The sequence below is a fragment of the Clostridium sp. L2-50 genome, assembly GCF_000154245.1.
GTDB lineage: Bacteria > Bacillota > Clostridia > Lachnospirales > Lachnospiraceae > Coprococcus.
This window is the reverse complement of record NZ_DS480313.1, coordinates 45,727-62,487: the sequence shown is the minus strand read 5'-3', so window position 1 is coordinate 62,487 and position 16,761 is coordinate 45,727. Positions and strand designations below refer to the sequence as shown.

Below are 16,761 nucleotides of genomic sequence, written 5' to 3'. Positions count from 1 at the left end.
GTAACGAGTCATTTATAATGGGGCTTATCGTCTGTATAGGGGCAATCCCTGTGTTTTGTATAATTATATGAAAGTATTATTTGGCCAAAATCTCAATTCCGTGCTCGGTCATAAGAAGGGTGTATTCCCACTGGGCAGATGGCTTGCCATCATCTGTACGGATCGTCCAGCCATCATCAGCATCCTGCCATACGTCAGGCACACCAAGATTGATCATCGGCTCGATCGTAAATGTCATGCTTGGAGCAATCACATAATCCTTGCCCGGCTGTCCGATATGGCTGACATACGGATCTTCATGGATATCAAGTCCCACACCATGTCCGCCGATCTCACGGACAACAGAATAGCCCTGCTCTTTGGCAAATGTATTGATCGCATATCCGATATCACCGATCGTTGAATATGGCTTACATACTTCTACTCCAAGATCCAGTGCTTTCTTGGTATCCTCTACCAGCTTCTTCCAGACCGGATCAACATCTCCGATCATGAACATACGGGATGAATCGCCAAAATATCCATTATATTTCGTTGTACAGTCAATGTTGACAATATCTCCATTTTTCAAGATTGTTTTCTCATCCGGTATACCATGACAGACAACATCGTTGATCGATATACAGACACTCTTCGGATATCCTTCATATCCAAGGCAGGCAGGTATTGCATTAATTGATTTCGTATATTCATAGATTCTTCGATCAAGCTCACCTGTAGATACTCCTTCTTTTACAAATGGAGTGATGAAATCAAGCACCTCTGTATTTACCTTGGATGCCACGCGGATTCCTTCGATCTGTTCCGGTGAACGCATCATTCTTCTCGTCGGGATCTTATATCCCTTTAGCTTCATTTCTTCCAGTTTGCTGTCGATGTTCAAATGGCAGGATTTGTATTTCTTTCCACTTCCGCACCAGCAGATATCATTTCTTCCTAGTTTCATTTTTCTACCAACCGTTTCTACTTTACGCCATAAATGTCATAATAAGCATCGATCGCAGCCTTTAACTTATCATCGATTATGACTTTTCCCTTATATTCTTTATTATATAAATGCTCTACAACCTCTGCCATTGTAACAATAGCAGTTGTCTGGATACCATATTCTTCCTGAATCTCTGTCAGTGCACTCTTCTTGCCCTGTCCACGCTCCATACGGTCAACAGAAACAACGAGTCCCATAACATCTACATCTCCCTGTGCCTTAATGATCGGCATAGTCTCCTGGATTGATGTTCCGGCTGTTGTTACATCTTCAATGATAACAACCTTATCACCATCTGAGATCGGGCTTCCGAGTAAGATCCCCTTATCTCCGTGATCCTTGATCTCTTTTCTGTTTGAGCAATATTTGATGTCTTCATCATACATTTCTGCAATTGACATGGTAGTTGCTACTGAAAGCGGAATTCCCTTGTATGCAGGTCCAAACAATACATCAAAATCAAGACCAAACGCACTGTTGATTGCTTCCGCATAGAACTCACCCAGTCTCTTTAACTGTGCCCCTGTTCTGTAAAATCCGGTATTTACAAAGAAAGGTGTTTTTCTTCCACTCTTTGTTGTAAAATCTCCAAATTTTAATACATTACAATCGATCATAAATTCAATGAATTCCTGTTTGTACTGTTCCATTTTTCTTTCATTCCTCCTTGATTTCAGACCATTTATGTACCCTTTAGTTAGGCATTTCGAACTCATTCTAGCACAAATGGTTTCGAAACACAAATGGTTAATTTTTTCTGTTCCATTTTGTATCTAATTGTTGTACAATAGCCAAAGGTCTATATTTTTCGACATACCTTTAGAACAATTCCGTCCTATATTACCATATTTACGAAAAAATATATACATTAGAAAGGAAATTTTATCAATATGAAGAAAAAAACAGCACTTTTTCTCTGTCTGATCCTGCTTATTTCCACTATCGGAACAGGATGCAGCAGCAAAAAAGACGCCATCCGATTCGGCGCGGCGGATATCGGCGGTATCTATTATACCTTTGCAAATGCTTATGCCGGTCTGGTCAACAACGATGCCCCTGATTACAGCATTGAAGCAAAGAAGACTGCCGGATCTGCGGCAAATCTACGACTGCTTGCCGACGGTTACATTGATCTCTGTATTGCACAAAATGATATGATTGACGACGCAGTAAATGGAACAGGCACATTTGCGGGGAAATCGATCAGTGGATATTCCGCTATCGCCTCTCTGTATCCGGAAGCCTGCCAGATCATTGTAAAAAAAGATTCAAACATCAAGTCTCTCGATGACCTGACCGGAAAAACCATAAGCATCGGAGCATCCGATTCCGGTACGGAACGAAATGCAAAACAGATCCTTGAGGTTGCCGGTCTGAATAACGATCTGGTCAAAACCACAAACCTTGACTATATCGATGCTGCCGAAAGCCTGGTTTCCGGTGAAATTGATGCTTTCTTTGTTACAGCAGGCATTCAGACCACGGTCATTGAAGAGCTGACAAGAACCTGTGATATCCGTTTGATCGGACTTAACGCCAGTTGTAAAAATAAGCTATTGTCTGCTTATTCGTATTACTCCGATTTTACCATTCCCGCAAATACCTATTCCGGTCAGACCGAGGATGTATCAACGGTCTGTGTGCAGGCTGTCATGCTTGCAGATAACGACTTATCGAAGGATACTGTAGAAGATCTTACGAGGCTGCTGTTTGAACATGCAAATGATCTGCAATATTCACTTTCGATCGATATGCAGTTAAATGAACAGGCAGCAACAAAGGGCATCACGATCCCATTTCACAAAGGGGCTGCTGCTTACTACAAAGAAAAAGGGATTACCGTTGATGTACGATAATTTCTGAACATAAGAAAGGGTAATTATGAAAATTCAATTAGATATGTATCAGACACTTGCGATTGCCGTCCTTGTGTTGATGCTTGGAACATTTTTGAAAAAAAGAATCTTCTTTCTGGAAAAATTCTGTATACCTTCTCCTGTTATAGGCGGACTCTTATTTGCAATTTTCACCTGCATCTGTTACAGTACGGGATTGGCAGAATTTTCCTTTGATGATACCCTACGGGAAGTCTGTATGGTATTCTTCTTTACCTCTGTAGGTTTTCAGGCAAATCTGAAGGTCTTAAAGAGCGGTGGCAAATCACTGGCGGTCTTTCTGGGACTTGTTATTGCTCTGATCGTACTTCAAAACCTACTCGCTGTCGGCATGTCCAGGATCCTTGGACTTGACCCTCTGATCGGTATGTGTACCGGATCAATCCCAATGGTCGGCGGACACGGAACCGCAGGTGCCTTCGGTCCGGTTCTGGAAGACTTTGACATATCCGGTGCAACCACAATCTGTACTGCAGCTGCAACCTTTGGTTTGATCGCCGGAAGTCTGATCGGCGGTCCACTCGGAAAACGATTGATTGAGAAGAAGAATCTGTTAGAAACGGTTGTGCCTGAAGATGACAGCCTTTTGATCGAAGAAGAAAAGAAACATGAACGTCATACAAATATGTATGCAGCCGCTGTTTTTCAATTGATCCTTGCAATAGGACTCGGAACGATATTCTCATGGTTACTGACAAAAACCGGGTTAACTTTTCCAATCTACATCGGTGCTATGATCGCAGCCGCACTGATTCGAAATATCGGTGAATATTCCGGTAAGTTCACGATTCATATGGGTGAGATCAACGACCTTGGCGGTATTGCTCTCTCCCTGTTCCTCGGTATTGCAATGATTACATTAAAACTATGGCAGCTTGCATCTCTCGCTCTTCCATTATTTATCCTGCTGACCAGTCAGGTTATTCTGATCTGTCTGTTCACATACTTTGTTGAATTCAACATCATGGGACGTGACTACGATGCTGCTGTTCTGGTTGCCGGAACCTGTGGTTTTGGAATGGGGGCAACACCAAATGCCATGGCAAATATGCAGGCGATCTGTGATAAATATTCGCCATCCGTAAAAGCCTATCTCCTGATTCCGCTTGTTGGCAGTTTATTTGCAGACTTTATCAACAGCCTTGTTATTACATTCTTCATTAACCTGTTATAAAAGGAGGATATTCTCATGTTCGGACATAGAAAAGATAAGAAAAAAGATTATAATCTGACTTACGACAATCTCGCAATTCCTGAAATTCATACGCAGTCAGACTCGGATTCGAATGACGCTGACGCTTCGAATCCTGTACATACAAAATCTTTCGAGGAGGAAGCGAACATCTCCTATGATGTGGCCATCCCGGAAGTTCATATCAGGAAGAAAAAATAAAAAACTCCCTACAGACAGCATATATATTTTATGTAGCAGACCTATCTGAACGTCGGTTCTTAACGAATCACTGTAAAGTGATGAGTTTAGCACCGCTACGTGATAACTGAGACCTTACCGAGGCTTAGCCGGGGTTAGTTCGAAGTTATACAGAGTAAGATAGAACGAAAGTGTTCTGCGAAATAAAGATATATATGTCGTCTACAGGGAGTCTTTTATTTATTCTTCTCTTTTCATATAGACCTGCTCGAAGGATTCGATATTCACAGGCTTGCTGTACAGATAGCCCTGAATATGGTTGCATCCCATTTCCTTCAGGTATTCTGCCTGTTTCTTGGTCTCTACTCCTTCCGCAATACATTCCACTCCAAGATCTGTGCACATCTCAACCAGATGTCTTAAAATCGTTCTGCTAGCTATATTCTTGTCTATATTATAAACCATACTCCGATCCAGCTTGATCACATCAAACTTCATAGAAGAAAGAATCGATACATTGGAATATTTTGTTCCAAAGTCATCCATGGCAATCCTGAAGCCTGCAGTATGCAGTTTATTTGCAATTCTGGTAACCATCTCATGTTCCATCTCACCAACAGACTCTGTAATCTCGATCTCGATCATATCCTTTGGGACTCCATAAGATTCAACAATCGCATTGATACGCTCCGGCATATCTTCTTCCAACAGAGATATTCTGGAAAAATTACAGGAGATCGGGATCAGATTATACCCTTCTTTTTTCCAACGTATAAGCATTTTACATACATTTTCAAGCACAAAAAGATCCATATACTTTATATTTCTGCTTTTTTCCAGACGATCGATCACATTTGCGAGGTTATCCGGTTTGGCATATCTCACCAGTGCTTCCGCACCATAACAATGATCATTCGAATAGTCCACCTTCGGCTGTAAATACACAAAGAACATTCCGTCTTCAATGTCTTTTTTTACAAGCTCTCTCGTTAATGTACTCCATTTATAAGAATGTTCATCCTTCTGATCGTACCACTTCTGTTTCTCCATATAGAGCATATCATACGCATGGTTTTCCATCCGCTTGATATCTTTCTCATAATCATCCCATACATATCCGATACATGCCGTAAAATCGCCAATCTTAATCTGACCTTTCAATGCACGAACCTGATCCAGAAAATCACACTGTGAAATATTCTCACAAATTACAGCAAAATCATCATCTCCAATCCGATAAATACAGGATTTCGGAAATACCTTATCTAACAGTCGGTAATAATCGATCATCAGATTATCAACAAAGAACTGTCCAAATTCATCATATATGTTACGCACTTCATTGATATCAATAATCACTATACCCACTGATTCCAGATTCTGTCTGCGGTTTATGTAATCCATATAGCAGATACGATTATATGCTCCCGTTATACGATCATGCGTTACTTCATAATTTCGTTCTTCTGCAAGTGCCCGGCTGACAATATCATTTCCAATATACAAGGATAAAAGATTCATAAGCTTCAGGTCGCCACTGTGAAGCTGCGGATTAAAGATAATGATCCTTCCAATAATCTCAGACTTATTGTCTTTGATCGGGACAGAATACATTGACCATATCCTGTTTTCCAAAAAAAACGAATACAGATCCGAAGTTTTGTATGGGTAGTCCGGAATATGATTAATGATCAGTGCACCTTTTTTGCTCGATATACTCTGCAGTTCCCTCCGGACAGTTTCTTTATAAAAGATCTCCAGTTTTTTCCCAAACGAATTACTATTTGCTGATTTCCATTCATGATATTCACATAACTTATTGGAATCACATTCCACCAGGCAAGCATGTTTTGCGCCATAGTATTCTCCAAGTGTTTCTAACAGTTTGCTGTAATTTAAGGAATGCTCTCCTCCTGTAGAAATCTGTGTAATACTGGATACCAACGCATCCTCAATATCATAACGGTTAGAAAGAACCTGTGTTACTTTATCGGCATCAGAAATATCAACAGCCATCTCCATACGACACTTTCTTCCATGCCAGTTTACAATCCTGTCTTTTAAAACATATTCTTTTCCGTTATTGAGATTCTTATGATGCGAGATAAAACTCTTCTCCGTTGATAACAGCTTATTCGTACAGAAGCTGCACGGAAGATCCATACCCTGAAGCACCTTATAACAATGCTTGTCAATATAAGAAGTATCATCTTCAGCCAGACCGACACCAAGCTTGGCTGCCTTATTCATATATTGCAGCTTATAAGAATTCATCTCCGTTACATATACAACATCCGAGATATCATCCAACAGATAATCCTCTTCATCCGAATAACTGCTGAACTTGGAATTTAATACCGGTTTAGCTTCATCCATCTTCTCACAAAAAAGCATACAGCGGTCTTTGCCCTGCCGTTTGGAATAATATAACGCCTGATCCGCTTTATAATATAAAGAATCGAATTTCAACGACTTTGATATAGTATCAACTGCAATACCGATCGATGCCGAGTGCTCCGCCTTACATTTAATCGCACGAATTCCTTTATTAAGTGTCTTCGCAACCATGTATGCCGTATCTTCATCGACTACATCCGGAATAAACATAGAAAATTCATCTCCGCCGAGACGACCACTAAATCCACCATATGTATTTGCAACACTTTCCAGAACAACTGCTGTGTCACACAACAAATCATCCCCGGCATAATGTCCCAGTGCATCATTTACTAATTTAAAATCATCCAGATCGATCATATAGAGTGCACACAGCGTCTCATCAAATTCCGCAAGGAACCTGGATACTTTAGACACAAAGGTGCTATGATTATAAACCCCTGTAAGAGAATCTCGTTCCGCACGTAGAATCAATTCCTGACTCTGCAGCTTCTCTTCATGAATCGAATACAATTTACCTACAATCTTTTTTACCACACCATTTGTATCAGCAACGCTGACAAGCGTTGCACGATGCCAGAGATACATACCATTACCGATAAAATCGACCCTGATTTCAACGGTTTCGGTATCCTTAACAGCTGTCAATTCAGCCAATACATCTGATACCGTTTTTTTGTCTTCCGAATAGATCAACTGACACTGAGCAAGGTTTGCAGCAAAATCTTTATCATCAAAAACAGTTATGGTTCTGCCGTCCATATACTTAGATATAACCATGCTGTCATCTTCTACCGTATAGGAAAACAAGAGTTCATCACTTCCCTGCGCCACTAACTTCAGCATCTCGGTCTGTGCACTCTTTTCCAGTTCTTCTTTCTTTTTATCCGTAATATCTACACAGACAGCGCATATGGAAAAAACGCTTTTTCTTGCCGCAAGAAGCGACAGGCATACCTGCACCCAATAATATGATTCCGGATTATTTTTATTAATAAAGCGATATTCACCAATTGTCATCTTATTTGACAACAAGGTCTCCTTAATCTGTCGTTTCAGTTCTTTCCGATCTTCTTCAAATGCCAGATTGATATATTCATTTCCTTCTGTACCAAGCTGACCTTTTTTCAGGTCGAACATCTTATAAAAGCTCTCACTGATATATTCTACTGTGATCTTCTTATTTCCGATATCAAATACTCCGACACCGCCCGCCAGATTATTGAGAATAGACTCCAGCATACGGTTCTTATCCGCTAATTCCATATTTAGTTCAGAATTGATATCGGTCAGATTTTCAAGCTGCTTCGACAACTTCTTGGTATTTGTTATATCTGTAATAAGGATCTCCCCGCACATTTCTCCTTCTTCCGACTGAAATGCCCTCCCAAAACAAAATACATATATAATTTCACCATTTTTCTTTTTTAACCGATGTCCCAGATATGCTTCTCCCCGGCTCGACATCTTTGCATAGATGATCTTTGTATAATCCTCCCAATCTTCATCCAGCATAATATCCTTTACATAAAGCTGTAAGCGCTCTACATCTTCCGCGGAATAACCAAGGATCTGTTCAAATCCCTCATCTACCTTTAGAATCTTCATATCTCTGATACGTGCCTGATATCTGGAATATATAATTTCTTCAAATTGTTTTTCCATAACCAACTAACTGCCTCCCCAATACATCCTATAAAGCAGACAACCCAATATCTTTTATTTTACACACCCAATCAACTCATTTATATCATCAATCTGATTCTCGATCAGATACTTCTCAATTCCATCTGTAATCTCCACTGTTGCATATGGATTATTGAAGTTTGCTGTGCCAACTGCAATTGCCGATGCACCTGCCATGATCATTTCGAGAGCATCCTCAGTCGTAGCGATACCGCCCATGCCTATGATCGGAAGCTTGACAGCATTTGCGACCTGATACACCATCCGTACTGCGATCGGATGGATCGCGGGACCTGATACACCGGCAGTCTTATTCTTTACAGCAAATGTACGACGCTTAACATCAATCTTCATGCCTGTAAGTGTATTAATAAGTGACAGCGCATCTGCTCCGCCTGCTTCCGCAGCTCTTGCCATCTCTGTAATATCTGTAACATTCGGACTGAGCTTCATGATCACCGGCTGCTTTGCAACCTTCTTTACTGCCTGTGTTATATCATAAAGAGCTTCCGGCTTCTGACCAAATGCAATTCCTCCCTCTTTTACATTCGGGCAGGATACATTCATCTCAAGCATATCAATATCTGTATCTGCCAGCCGTTCTACGACATCTATATAATCTTCCTTTGACTTTCCGCATACATTTACGATCACTTTTGTATCATATTTTGCAAGGAACGGAAGATCCCTTTTTATAAAAGTATCAATACCCGGATTTTGAAGTCCGATGGCATTCATCATTCCGCCATATGTCTCTGCAATTCTGGGTGTCGGATTGCCCGGCCACGGAACATTTGCCACACCCTTTGTCGTAACTGCTCCCAGACGGTTCAGATCGACAAATTCCGAATACTCCATACCTGAACCAAATGTACCGGATGCAACTGTAATTGGATTCTTCCATTCTACTCCTGCGATGTTTACCGCCATATTTACTTTACTCATTACAGTTCCACCTCCTCAGCATAAAAGACAGGACCATCTGCACAGATCCTTGCATTGTGTACCTTTGAATGCTCGTCCACATTCTTTGTCTGACAGACACAGGCAAGACAGGCACCTACACCACATGCCATCTTTTCTTCCAATGAAATCTCACAACGGATATTCTGCTCTGCCGCATACTGTTTGATTCCACGAAGCATCGGAGTCGGGCCACAGGCATATATGATATCACCGGTTACCGCACATGCTTTGATCGCATCTATTACGTTTCCCTTTGTTCCATGCATTCCATCTTCGGAAGACAGATACACGGTACCATATGGTTCAAATTCTTCATTTAAGAAAAGCTCATCCCGGTATCCAAGTACGATGGACTTCTCACAGTCCAGCTCCTTTGCAAGCTGCAGCATCGGCGGAATACCGATTCCACCACCGATCAGAATTGCTTTTCCGGACTCCTTCATAAAGCCATTTCCAAGCGGACCAAGAATATCCACCATATCTCCTGCCTGTAATTTTGAGAACTCATTTGTTCCCTTTCCTGCGATACGATATACCAGACGAAGCGTACCTGCTTCTTTATCAATTCCACATAAACTGATCGGTCTTGGAAGCATACGGCTTCCATCCTTTGAATATACAGAAACAAACTGACCTGCAACCGCCTGCGATGCAATCTCTCCTGCTTTCAGGATCAGACTGTATATATCTGTTGCTATACAGGTCTGGCTCACAACCTCTGCTGTTATCTTTACTTTACCCATGTATCTATGTCCTCCCGTGATCTCTTCCATATGATCTGTACGCCTCCACTATCACCACACATCGTGTACTGCATACTGTTTTTCTGATAAATCCGATATTTATAATACGCTGTTGATATCTTCGATCATATCAACAACTGCCTGACGGGAAGCATCTGCATAATTTGCTTCGCCAAATGAAGCATATTTCTCCTGCTTGTATGCTGCAATGATTCCTCTGGATGAATTTACGATCGCACCAAGTCCGTCTTCATTGAAATAATGTACCAGATCAGCAGCCTTACCGCCCTGTGCTCCGTAGCCCGGAACAAGAATAAATGACTTCGGCATGATCTTACGAAGTACCTTACCCATCTCTGGATACGTTGCTCCTACAACAGCACCGACACTGCTGTAACCGCTCTCACCGATCGTATCTTTGCCCCATTCATTAACCATAGCGCCAACCAGCTCATATAACGGCTTGCCATCGATCAGACGATCCTGGAATTCACCGGATGAAGGATTTGATGTCTTGACCAGTACAAAGATTCCCTTCTTCTCTTCCTTACATACATCTACAAAAGGCTTGATTCCATCGGTACCAAGATATGGATTTACAGTTGCAAAATCTTCACCAAATACGGAATATGTCTTACTTCCGACCGCAACCTTTCCAAGATGTCCGACTGCATATGCTGCAGATGTTGATCCGATATCGCCTCTTTTAATATCTGCGATCACAACCAGATCCTTTGACTTACAATAATCAACCGTCTTCTGGAATACCTTTAAACCCTCGATACCAAACTGCTCATACATAGCAATCTGCGGCTTAACAGCAGGGATCAGATCATGAACTGCGTCCACAATACCCTTATTGTACTGCCAGATGGCTTCCGCTGCACCCTCTAAAGTCTCACCATATTCATCAAATGCTGTCTTCTTTATATATTCCGGCACATAGGAAAGCATCGGATCCAGTCCAACAACGATCGGTGCCTTTGTCTCTTTGATTTTTTTTACTAATTTGTCTATCATGTCTTTTCTCCCTTATATATAAAAATTTATTGTTCACAAAAATAGCTTCCAAGTATCTTAAATGTCTCTGTTTCATTTATCAACTGGAATACAAGTGCCTGGATCTCTTTCTGAAGCAGGTTGCCGTTTAACTCGATATAAAACCGATAATTCCATTCTCCTCCACGGAACGGCACCGAATGGATCTCGGTCAGATTCACGCCATAATCGGATATCATCGATAACACACTCGCCAGACTTCCGCTCTTATTCTTACAGACAAAGACGATCTTTAACCGGTTATGCTCCGGCAGAACTACCAGTTGTTTCCCGAATGTAACGACCTTCTTCCGGTGTCCCTCGTCCAATACCTCATCGCACCTGTAAATATAGAAATCATTCATGGTAAGTGCCTCATGCAGCGAATCCGACACACCATAGCTGATATCCTCAAATATACCCATTCCGGCATCTGCTTCATCCTTCCGGATCAGCTCCATGACCTGTTCATAATCACTGACTGTATTTACCAGATCTCTGGAATAGCCCTGACATATGTAAAGTTCATGCTTCAGCATGGCAAGCTTCTTTACCTTCGGTTCCTCCGTCACAAACGATACATCCAGACAATTACGAAGTTCTAATGTTCTCCCATACTGATACTTTCTGCTGACCTCCATAATACGCTTGATCAATGCCGTATATTCTTTCTTTATGCTGTCGTCTACATCCCCGGTCAGCTTCGTTATGATCGCTTCTTCCCGATCCGGCTTATATATAGCATCCTCTGATTCTGCCTTTACCCTTGCGACCTGATCTGCAAGTATCATTCGTTCCTTAAACAGCACCTTGATCTGCTTATCAACCACGTCGATCTGCTTTCTAACTTCCTCTAATGTCATTTCTCCGGCTCCTTTTGGCATAACATATATTCATTAATATATCATTTTTTCAGCATGAAGTAAACCGCTGCACACGGAAATGGTCGAAGTCCTGCGTCAGTTTTTCAAAACGGGACAAATAGCAGAGCGACAAATGCTGCAACTAACAGCACTCCCAAAAGTACTCCACAAATGATCTTCCATTTCGTATTCTTAGACAGAATCATACATATTAGAACAATCAACACTCCTGCCATATCGATCCCGACATCTATCATTTTTCCGCTCCTGCCCGGAACCAATAACTGATGCATCTCGTCCGAACATGCATATAATAACGAAATTAAGACAGCTATGCTTCTGTTATAAAATCTGCTCTGGCTCATGGATATCTTCACCGTTGCCAGATATGAAAGTAAGAACAGGATCGCATATTCTGTCATATGTGCAGCCTTTCTTATAACAAGCTCCAGAATATCCTGTAGATTCTGCATCTCCTGTGGTGAATCCTGCCGTACCTTTTCCAAGAGATCAGTTATAAACAAACTGATCTTCCCACTCTGTCCGGAGGATTCCTGTCCGGTCTTTCCTGACATATAGAATATAAATATCATCCATATGATAACCGGAATCAGATACAGGAAACGTTTTTTACTGTCTGCTGTATTGTGTTTTCTTTTTGCTGATGATGCCATGCTGTTTGCAGATCTGTCTGTATTTTTATTTGCTTTTCTATTTGTTGTTCTTGGTCCGCCTGAATTTTTATCTTTGTTTATATTTGTGGATTTTACTTTATTTGTTGAATAATTCTTCTGCATCTCTGTCCGAATCCTTTTCTGATCTGTTTATTTTACTCATTCTTTATTCTTTTACCTTACTGTTCTTTCATTTTGCCATTTCTTCTCCCGTGTTTTTCTGAAATAATTTACTCTGGTCAAATTATCCAAAAAATAATATTCAGACATCCCGCATACCTTTATAATAGCTGCTTTTTTTTCAGCAGATTTCACATTGTCGAAAACTGGCGGATTTGATAAAATTTCAAAAGAGCGTAACTTGTACTCTATTGTACTACAAAAAGAAGATTTTTGCTCACAAAAACAAAAATGGGAGGACATTACATGTTTAAAAACAATTCAAAAAGAAAGAGACTTTCAGATCTCCTTATTCCCGGCATTATATTCGCAGTCATTGGTACTGTATTTGCCTTTCAGGGGATTCGTGATTACAACAATCTGAACGGCGATCTTCTCAATCTAAATACTGCATCAGTAAGCGATCTGGCTGATGGCAAATATGTAGAGATCAATGTTGAATATGCCAATTATTCATTCTGTGAAAATGTCGAAACTACCAATTACGTATTCAAAAGAACTACAGAACAATATTATCTGATCAATGCACTTGAAAATAATGATTACTATCTCGGACTGAATGTCGCAGAATCGAAGAAAGATGATCTCGAAAAATTATCGGACTATACCTGGTATCATTCAGATACCAATCCGGGACCATTGCACTATACCGGAAAGCTATGCAAATCAAACAATGAAATCATGGGGTATATGAGAGATTTTGTCTATGATATGTATGCATCCTCTTATGACATCACCCTTACCTCTGAAGACAAAACACTATTGGATTCCTATATACAGCCATACTACATCAAGGTCATGACAAAAGAAGGATGCCGCACGTCTATTATCATAGGACTTGTATTCTTTGTCATTGGAATCCTGCTCGCCGTATTTGCTTTCATCAGACATAAAAATATGGTCTATACACCAGAAATTCCATCAGCACCTTATCCGGATGCATATGGTGATCCAAATACTCCTAATATGAATACCGGTATAAATTATACAGATTCCGGCGTACAAAATCCGGGTATGAACTATACTGGTTCCGTTGCACAGAATCCGGGTATGAATGATACATACAGCCCTTATAATGGAACAATGCAGTACGGTGATCAGGCATATGCAAATACAAATCCTGAAACATCTGAGCCAACCACTCCATTCTCAAACACAGATGGCACAAATACAGATACTGCAAGTGGCTTAGATCCTAACACCTTTAACGGCAATGGTAATTCATCTTTTAAATTAAAAGATGAATCAATATTATAAATATAATCTCTATATTTAAAAGAAAAATTCAATAGAAAATTAATATCGAACGAACTTCTAAAAGAGGTTGATTCCGTATAATAAAAAATCCGACTGTCAAAAAATTCTGACAACCGGATTTTTTATTAGAGTGTATTATATATTTACTTCATAATTATTTTGCCGTGCCATTTCTCATGCACGCTCATTCATAGAATGATTAACCGAAGTATCTCTTTAAGAGACCTTCAAATGCCTTTCCATGTCTTGCCTCATCTCTTGCCATCTCATGAACAGTGTCATGGATTGCATCCAGATTCAGTGCCTTTGCACGTTTTGCAAGATCTGTCTTACCGGCAGTTGCACCATGCTCTGCTTCTACTCTCATCTCAAGGTTCTTCTTTGTTGAATCTGTAACTACTTCACCAAGAAGCTCTGCAAACTTAGCTGCATGCTCTGCTTCTTCATAAGCTGCTTTCTCCCAGTAATTACCAATCTCAGGATAGCCTTCTCTGAATGCTACACGAGCCATTGCAAGGTACATACCAACTTCTGAACATTCGCCCTGGAAGTTTGCTCTTAAATCTTCCATAATATCTTCCGGTGCACCCTGTGCTACACCTACAACATGCTCAGATGCCCATGTCTTATCATCACTCTGTTTGATGAACTTCTCAGCAGGTGCCTTACATACAGGGCACTGTGCAGGAGCTTCTTCTCCTTCATATACATATCCACATACACTACATACAAACTTTGCCATAATTAAAATCTCCTTTGCTTTTTTCTATTATTTATTCTTATTGAGAAACGTTATCAATTTCTATAATTCTATTTTACACACTTTTTGATAAATGTCAATAGTTATTAGGAATGATTCTCAATTATTTTTTTAATCAACCTTTGTTCCGGCTATCCTTATTCTGTAAGATGCTGTTTATCTGTGTTCTCCAAGGAAGAACAATGCCAGTGTTCCCGGACCCGAATGTGCTCCGATCACTGGACCGACATAGGATATCGTGATCCTGTCATTGCCGAATCTCTCTTTAATAATAGAAGCAAGTTTCTCTGCATCTTCTATACAATCACCATGACTGATAAAAATATCCTGGTCTTCCGGATGTACCGCCAGCTTCTCCATCCGATTTACAAGTTCTGTGATTGCTGCTTTCCGTCCTCTGACCTTACTTACATTGATCAGATGTCCCTCGTCGTCCACATGCAGGATTGGCTTGATCGACAGCATCGTTCCAACCGTTGCTGTCACACCTGATATACGGCCTCCTCTTTTTAAAAAGAAAAGATCGTCTACTGTAAACCAATGGCATAGCTTTAACTTGATATCTTCTATATACTGTGCATTCTCCTCCAGACTTTTTCCTGCATCTTTTGCCTGACATGCTTTGTATACCAAAAGTCCCTGTCCCATAGATGCCGCAAGGGTATCAACACTGATCATCTTTCGTTCCGGATACTCCTCCATTAATTCCTGACCGGCCATATACACGGTCTGATAAGTAGAACTAAGTCCGGATGAAAAGCCCAGATATAAGATATCTTTCTTCTGATTAAATAAAGCTTCTATCGCCTCCGATGCCTGCGAGATATTCGCTGCAGAAGTCTTGATATTTGCCCCATTCCTTAATTTGCTATATACTTTCCCAATATCTGCCTGATCATTATGAAAGCTTCCCTCCCCCTCAACAATAAAATCAAGCTGTAAGATCTCCAGTTGATATTTCTTCACGATATCATCCGGCAGATCACAGGATGAATCTGTCAATATAACATAATCATTCATTTTAACATCCTCCATTACCTTTTTATGGCAAATATGGTTTTTAAAACCACATGATATATTTTACCAAATCGCTATGTAAAGTATACCACACCTTATAAACAGGTACAACAAAAAGGTGCTGACATATAATCTCTTCTGATATATATATCAACACCTTTTCATTAATTCTATATTTTAATTATCTGTATGTTACCATTAAAGACTCTGTAAGTCCTGTACTCTTCTGATACATAGTAACGAACACATCTGCATATTTCTTGTTCAATGTGATTTTCTTGGAAAAACTGGATTTATTTACATCGTAATGTTTACTCTTACCATTATATACACTTACTGATTTAATCGTCCAACCCTTTTTAGCCTTTATGTTCAGTGCCTTCTTTGATACTTTTTTTGAAATGTAGATATAATCATTTTTCGCAAATTTCGAAGTATATTTCTTGCTTCCAATCTTGATTGAACTTACAGGATTGGTATATTTCTTTACAGTAAAAGTTGTTTTAAGTTTAACACCTTTTACTGTACAGGTAATTGTTGCCTTACCGGCTTTCTTTCCGTATTCTACACGAATATATCCGTCTTTTGCCGATACCTTCATATCTTTGTTTGAACATTTTAACTTTTTGATCTGAGATGCCTTTGTACATCCCATGATACTGATAACACCGGATACCTGAGTTACACGTCCCGGCTTATAGGAAACGACTCTTTCACTATACGGGTTAATATACACAGTCTTACTGGTTGCAGCGCTTACATCCTTCATGCTTGTTGCAGGTACCGCTAATAATGTGAATACCATTGCAAGGGCTAAAAATGCAGCTAATAATCTCTTTGTTGCTTTTTTCATTTTTTTACTACCTCCATAAAATCATCTTTTATCCGGCGGCATTCTGACCTCTCATCTGTATGCCCCAAATTT

The 16,761-nt window shown here is 40.2% G+C and carries 15 protein-coding genes; 4 read left to right on the top strand and 11 right to left on the bottom strand.

Annotated features, from left to right (window positions below):
- Positions 1-76 precede the first annotated feature (76 nt).
- Both CLOL250_RS03190 and pyrE read right to left on the bottom strand, forming a co-directional pair.
- Positions 77-946 (bottom strand): methionyl aminopeptidase, encoded by an 870-nt coding sequence (locus tag CLOL250_RS03190; RefSeq protein ID WP_008400640.1) that lies wholly within the window; start codon positions 944-946, stop codon positions 77-79.
- A 17-nt stretch (positions 947-963) separates the two neighbouring features.
- Positions 964-1,638, bottom strand: a complete 675-nt coding sequence (gene pyrE, locus CLOL250_RS03185; protein ID WP_044944879.1) for an orotate phosphoribosyltransferase — start codon at positions 1,636-1,638, stop codon at positions 964-966.
- A 240-nt stretch (positions 1,639-1,878) separates the two neighbouring features.
- On the opposite strand from pyrE, the gene CLOL250_RS03180 reads away from it, so the two are divergent.
- From CLOL250_RS03180 to CLOL250_RS03170, 3 genes are read left to right on the top strand one after another with little or no spacing between them, the layout of a single operon-like run.
- A complete protein-coding gene (locus CLOL250_RS03180; RefSeq protein WP_008400637.1) occupies positions 1,879-2,844 on the top strand; it encodes a TAXI family TRAP transporter solute-binding subunit in 966 nt (321 codons plus the stop codon).
- Between the two features lie 25 nt (positions 2,845-2,869).
- Complete coding sequence (gene gltS, locus CLOL250_RS03175) at positions 2,870-4,057, top strand: sodium/glutamate symporter (protein ID WP_008400636.1); 1,188 nt, start codon at positions 2,870-2,872, stop codon at positions 4,055-4,057.
- Between the two features lie 15 nt (positions 4,058-4,072).
- Positions 4,073-4,276 (top strand): hypothetical protein, encoded by a 204-nt coding sequence (locus CLOL250_RS03170; RefSeq protein WP_008400634.1) that lies wholly within the window; start codon positions 4,073-4,075, stop codon positions 4,274-4,276.
- A gap of 219 nt (positions 4,277-4,495) precedes the next feature.
- Here CLOL250_RS03170 and CLOL250_RS03165 read toward each other — a convergent pair whose 3' ends face one another.
- From CLOL250_RS03165 to CLOL250_RS03140, 6 genes are all read right to left on the bottom strand, one after another.
- Positions 4,496-8,317: a bifunctional diguanylate cyclase/phosphodiesterase gene (locus CLOL250_RS03165; RefSeq protein WP_008400632.1), complete on the bottom strand. Its 3,822-nt coding sequence runs from the start codon at positions 8,315-8,317 to the stop codon at positions 4,496-4,498.
- Positions 8,318-8,371: 54 nt separating this feature from the next.
- A complete protein-coding gene (locus CLOL250_RS03160; protein ID WP_008400631.1) occupies positions 8,372-9,283 on the bottom strand; it encodes a dihydroorotate dehydrogenase in 912 nt (303 codons plus the stop codon).
- Positions 9,283-10,047, bottom strand: a complete 765-nt coding sequence (locus CLOL250_RS03155; protein WP_044944900.1) for a dihydroorotate dehydrogenase electron transfer subunit — start codon at positions 10,045-10,047, stop codon at positions 9,283-9,285. Before CLOL250_RS03155 ends, CLOL250_RS03160 begins: the two co-directional genes overlap by 1 nt.
- Positions 10,048-10,146: 99 nt before the next feature.
- Complete coding sequence (gene pyrF, locus CLOL250_RS03150; RefSeq protein WP_008400628.1) at positions 10,147-11,067, bottom strand: orotidine-5'-phosphate decarboxylase; 921 nt, start codon at positions 11,065-11,067, stop codon at positions 10,147-10,149.
- A 26-nt stretch (positions 11,068-11,093) separates the two neighbouring features.
- A complete protein-coding gene (locus tag CLOL250_RS03145; RefSeq protein WP_008400627.1) occupies positions 11,094-11,969 on the bottom strand; it encodes a chorismate mutase in 876 nt (291 codons plus the stop codon).
- Between the two features lie 83 nt (positions 11,970-12,052).
- Positions 12,053-12,745: a VanZ family protein gene (locus tag CLOL250_RS03140; RefSeq protein ID WP_008400626.1), complete on the bottom strand. Its 693-nt coding sequence runs from the start codon at positions 12,743-12,745 to the stop codon at positions 12,053-12,055.
- Between the two features lie 303 nt (positions 12,746-13,048).
- Between CLOL250_RS03140 and CLOL250_RS03135 the strand changes: the two genes are divergently transcribed.
- Positions 13,049-14,059 (top strand): DUF6709 family protein, encoded by a 1,011-nt coding sequence (locus CLOL250_RS03135; RefSeq protein ID WP_044944875.1) that lies wholly within the window; start codon positions 13,049-13,051, stop codon positions 14,057-14,059.
- A 199-nt stretch (positions 14,060-14,258) separates the two neighbouring features.
- Here the strand turns inward: CLOL250_RS03135 and CLOL250_RS03130 are convergent, their stop codons facing one another.
- From CLOL250_RS03130 to CLOL250_RS03120, 3 genes are all read right to left on the bottom strand, one after another.
- Positions 14,259-14,801, bottom strand: a complete 543-nt coding sequence (locus tag CLOL250_RS03130) for an NADH peroxidase (RefSeq protein ID WP_008400622.1) — start codon at positions 14,799-14,801, stop codon at positions 14,259-14,261.
- Positions 14,802-14,975: 174 nt separating this feature from the next.
- On the bottom strand, positions 14,976-15,839 hold the full coding sequence (locus tag CLOL250_RS03125; protein ID WP_044944873.1) for a DegV family protein: 864 nt from the start codon (positions 15,837-15,839) through the stop codon (positions 14,976-14,978).
- 178 nt (positions 15,840-16,017) lie between these two features.
- Complete coding sequence (locus tag CLOL250_RS03120; protein ID WP_008400620.1) at positions 16,018-16,689, bottom strand: hypothetical protein; 672 nt, start codon at positions 16,687-16,689, stop codon at positions 16,018-16,020.
- Between the last annotated feature and the right edge of the window lie 72 nt (positions 16,690-16,761).